We start from the raw sequence: 2,843 nt of genomic DNA, 5'->3' as shown, positions 1-2,843 counted from the left end.
CCGCTGCGCTGCGCCGCCCCAACCCCGCGTGCCGGGCTCCGCTTCGCTGCGCCCGGACCGAGCGCTGCGCGCTCTCACGCGCTGCGGGATACGGCAGCCGGCCGCTGGGCTCGCTTCGCTCGCGCAGCGTCCTCGCTTCGCGCTGCCGTATCCCTTGCCCTCGCCGCTGCGCGTCGAGGGTGCGGGCGGCGCCGGCCCCGCAATGCCCGCCCCCCACCCGGCGAAAACGGGGCTTGACCTGCGAATACCTCACTCTTTCGGGGTCGTCCGGAGGGGCTGTTTCCACCCCGTGTGCCGTTGGATTGCGATAGAGTTGTCTTGTTGGTGGGGGTCCCGTGGCAGGGCCCCGCCGATGGCCAAGGACACTCCGTTGATTCAAGGGAGAACCATGTCTTCTGTACGACCGGATCGCTTTGCCGTGGAGGTCTCGCCTGCGGGCGGATTCCATGTCCTGGGCTGGTACCCCGTGATGACCCCTGAGCGTGCCCTGGGCGCGGATTCCGTAGCGGGCGAACGCCTCACGGATTCCCTGGTCTTGTGGACCGACCACTACGCCGTGCAGTGCGCGCAGGCCCGCAACACCCCCGTGGAGAACCTCCTCTCGCTGTACCGGCGTCCGCGCACGGTCGAGGGCCGTGCTCTGTTCACGGGCCCGGCTTCGGCGGAGGGGGCCGAGGGCTTGAGCTTCGAGCAGGTCATTGTGCTGCTCGACCGCCTGTTGGCCCACGCCAGCGCACGGACCCTTGACCGTCAGGTGCTGGCCGCCTCCTGAGCCGCCCGGAACTCTCGCCGGGTGCGGCGAAAGAGCCGTACCCGGCCACGCCGAGGAGCGTGAACGCTGATGGAACCCAAATCTGCTGTAGCCGACCTCAAGCGCATGTCTGCGCTGCTGAATGCTCTCGCTCGTGCGGCGGGCGAGGGGACGCACGACCTGTCCGTCGTCTATCTCTGCGGGGGTCGGACGGCCCAACACTCCTGTGATTTGGAGGGGCCGGTGTTCGACGACAACAGCGAGTGCCACGACCTGCACCGCGTCGCAAGCCTGTTGTTCAGCACGGCCATCAACGGCGGAATGGCAGTTGTGGTGCTGCGTACCCCGCAGGCGGAGGGCACCAGAGTCGTAAGGGTGTGGAGGGTCCGTGACCTGGTTGCACGTTCCTGCACCGGTGCGCAGTCCTTCGACGCCTACTGCTTCGACGAGGCAGGACGACTGACCGGTCCCGAGCCGGGCGCGGTCTACGTGGACGCTCCCGAACTCGTCTGACCCTCCCAAAGCCGTGCGAGACCCCCAAGGTCCCGCACGACCAAGGCCGGATTCCACCTGGACCGGCCCACATGCGGCGGGGGAGTGGCACCCCCGCCGCACCCGAAGAACATCCGAGAAAGAGAGAATTCCGTGGCACACGAGATCGAGCAGTTCAGCGACGGCACGGCCGCGTTCGTCAGCGCCAACACGAGCGCCTGGCACCGCCTGGGCACCGTTACCACCGGCGCCATGACCGCCGAGGACGCCATGCGCTTGGCGGCCCTGAACGACTGGAACGTCCGGCTCGTCGGCCTGAGTGCCACCGAGCTGACTGAGGAGGGCGCGACCCTGTTGGAGGTGCCCGCCCACCGGGCGAGCGTGCGCACCCACCCCAAGACCGGCCGCCCCGAGACCCTCGGTGTGGTCGGCACCGACTACACCCCGGTCCAGAACGAGGAACACGCCGAGTTCCTCAACCACCTCGTGGACGAGTCCGGGGCGATCTTCGAAACTGCCGGGTCGCTGCGTGGAGGCCGACAGGTCTTTCTGACCATGAAGCTGCCTCAGTCCATGGCCATCGGGGGGACTGACGAAGTCCAGCTGTACATCGTGGCGTCCAACTCCCACGACGGCAGTAGCGCGTTCCGGGTCTGCACCACCCCCATCCGCGCCGTGTGCGCGAACACCCTGCGCGCCGGGTTCCGGCAGGCGAGGAGCAGCTACACCGTCCGCCACACCTCCGGAGCACGCGGCCGCATCGCCGAGGCCCGCCAGGCCCTGGGACTCACGTTCAAGTACGCCGAGGAGTTCGAGAAGGCAGCACACCGCATGCTCAACGCCGAGATGACCACCCCCAAGCTGCACACGATCGTGGATGAACTGTGGCCGATGGCCGGCCCCGACAGCGCCCGCAAGAAGACGAACCGCGAGACCCGGTGGACGACCATCCGGAAGCTGTTCGAGGAGGCGGAAACCCAGGCCAGCATCCGGGGCACGGCCTGGGCCGGGTACAACGCGATCACCGAGTACGCCAACCACGGAGCCCCGGCGCGCGGCGCCAGCCCGGACCTGAAGGACGCTGCCCGCGCCGAGCGCGTGATCAGCGGAACCGCCGACGGCGTGATGGAACACGCCTTCCGCCTCATGACCGTCTGACCCCCACTCCCACAGCGGCGGGGGAGTAGCACCCCCGCCGCACCCGAAGAACCCGACGAAAGGCCCCCTGTCGGTGGCTCAGTGGATCCGTGCCCGGAACCTGTTCCTGAAGCTATCCGGAGAATAAATGAAGCACCGGTGGATCAGACAGGGAAGGCCCCTTCCCTCAAGTACCCCCGGCCTTGATTCAGCGCCTGTGCAGCCAGCCCGACAACGGACGCAGCCCCACGCCCCTCTCTTTTGCCGGCTGCCCGCGTAGCGGGCTCGCAGGGTCGGGGAGCGAAGCGGACCGGCACTGACGGCCGCTCAGCGGCCGTTTCCCAGAGGAGCGAAGCGACCCTGCCCTTGTCATGGGAAGCGAAGCGAACCATGACAGCCGGGGAGCGAAGCGGACCGGCTCGGGTCCCGCGAAGCGGGACCCCTCGCCTAAGCGAAGCGCAGG

At 68.5% G+C, this 2,843-nt stretch carries 3 protein-coding genes; all 3 read left to right on the top strand.

The annotated features are described in order from the left end of the window. Positions 1–469: 469 nt before the first annotated feature. The 3 genes from ACFWBF_RS37190 to ACFWBF_RS37180 all read left to right on the top strand — a co-directional run bounded on the left by ACFWBF_RS37190 (position 470) and on the right by ACFWBF_RS37180 (position 2,401). Complete coding sequence (locus ACFWBF_RS37190; protein WP_385609257.1) at positions 470–772, top strand: hypothetical protein; 303 nt, start codon at positions 470–472, stop codon at positions 770–772. A gap of 222 nt (positions 773–994) precedes the next feature. After that, a complete protein-coding gene (locus ACFWBF_RS37185; RefSeq protein ID WP_385609256.1) occupies positions 995–1,264 on the top strand; it encodes a hypothetical protein in 270 nt (89 codons plus the stop codon). A gap of 132 nt (positions 1,265–1,396) precedes the next feature. After that, complete coding sequence (locus tag ACFWBF_RS37180; protein ID WP_385609255.1) at positions 1,397–2,401, top strand: DUF932 domain-containing protein; 1,005 nt, start codon at positions 1,397–1,399, stop codon at positions 2,399–2,401. Positions 2,402–2,843 lie beyond the last annotated feature (442 nt).

Origin of the sequence: Streptomyces sp. NPDC060028, assembly GCF_042736725.1 — a bacterium.
Classification (GTDB): domain Bacteria; phylum Actinomycetota; class Actinomycetes; order Streptomycetales; family Streptomycetaceae; genus Streptomyces.
Note: the sequence above shows the minus strand (reverse complement) of the source record. Positions and strands in the feature narration are given on the sequence as shown.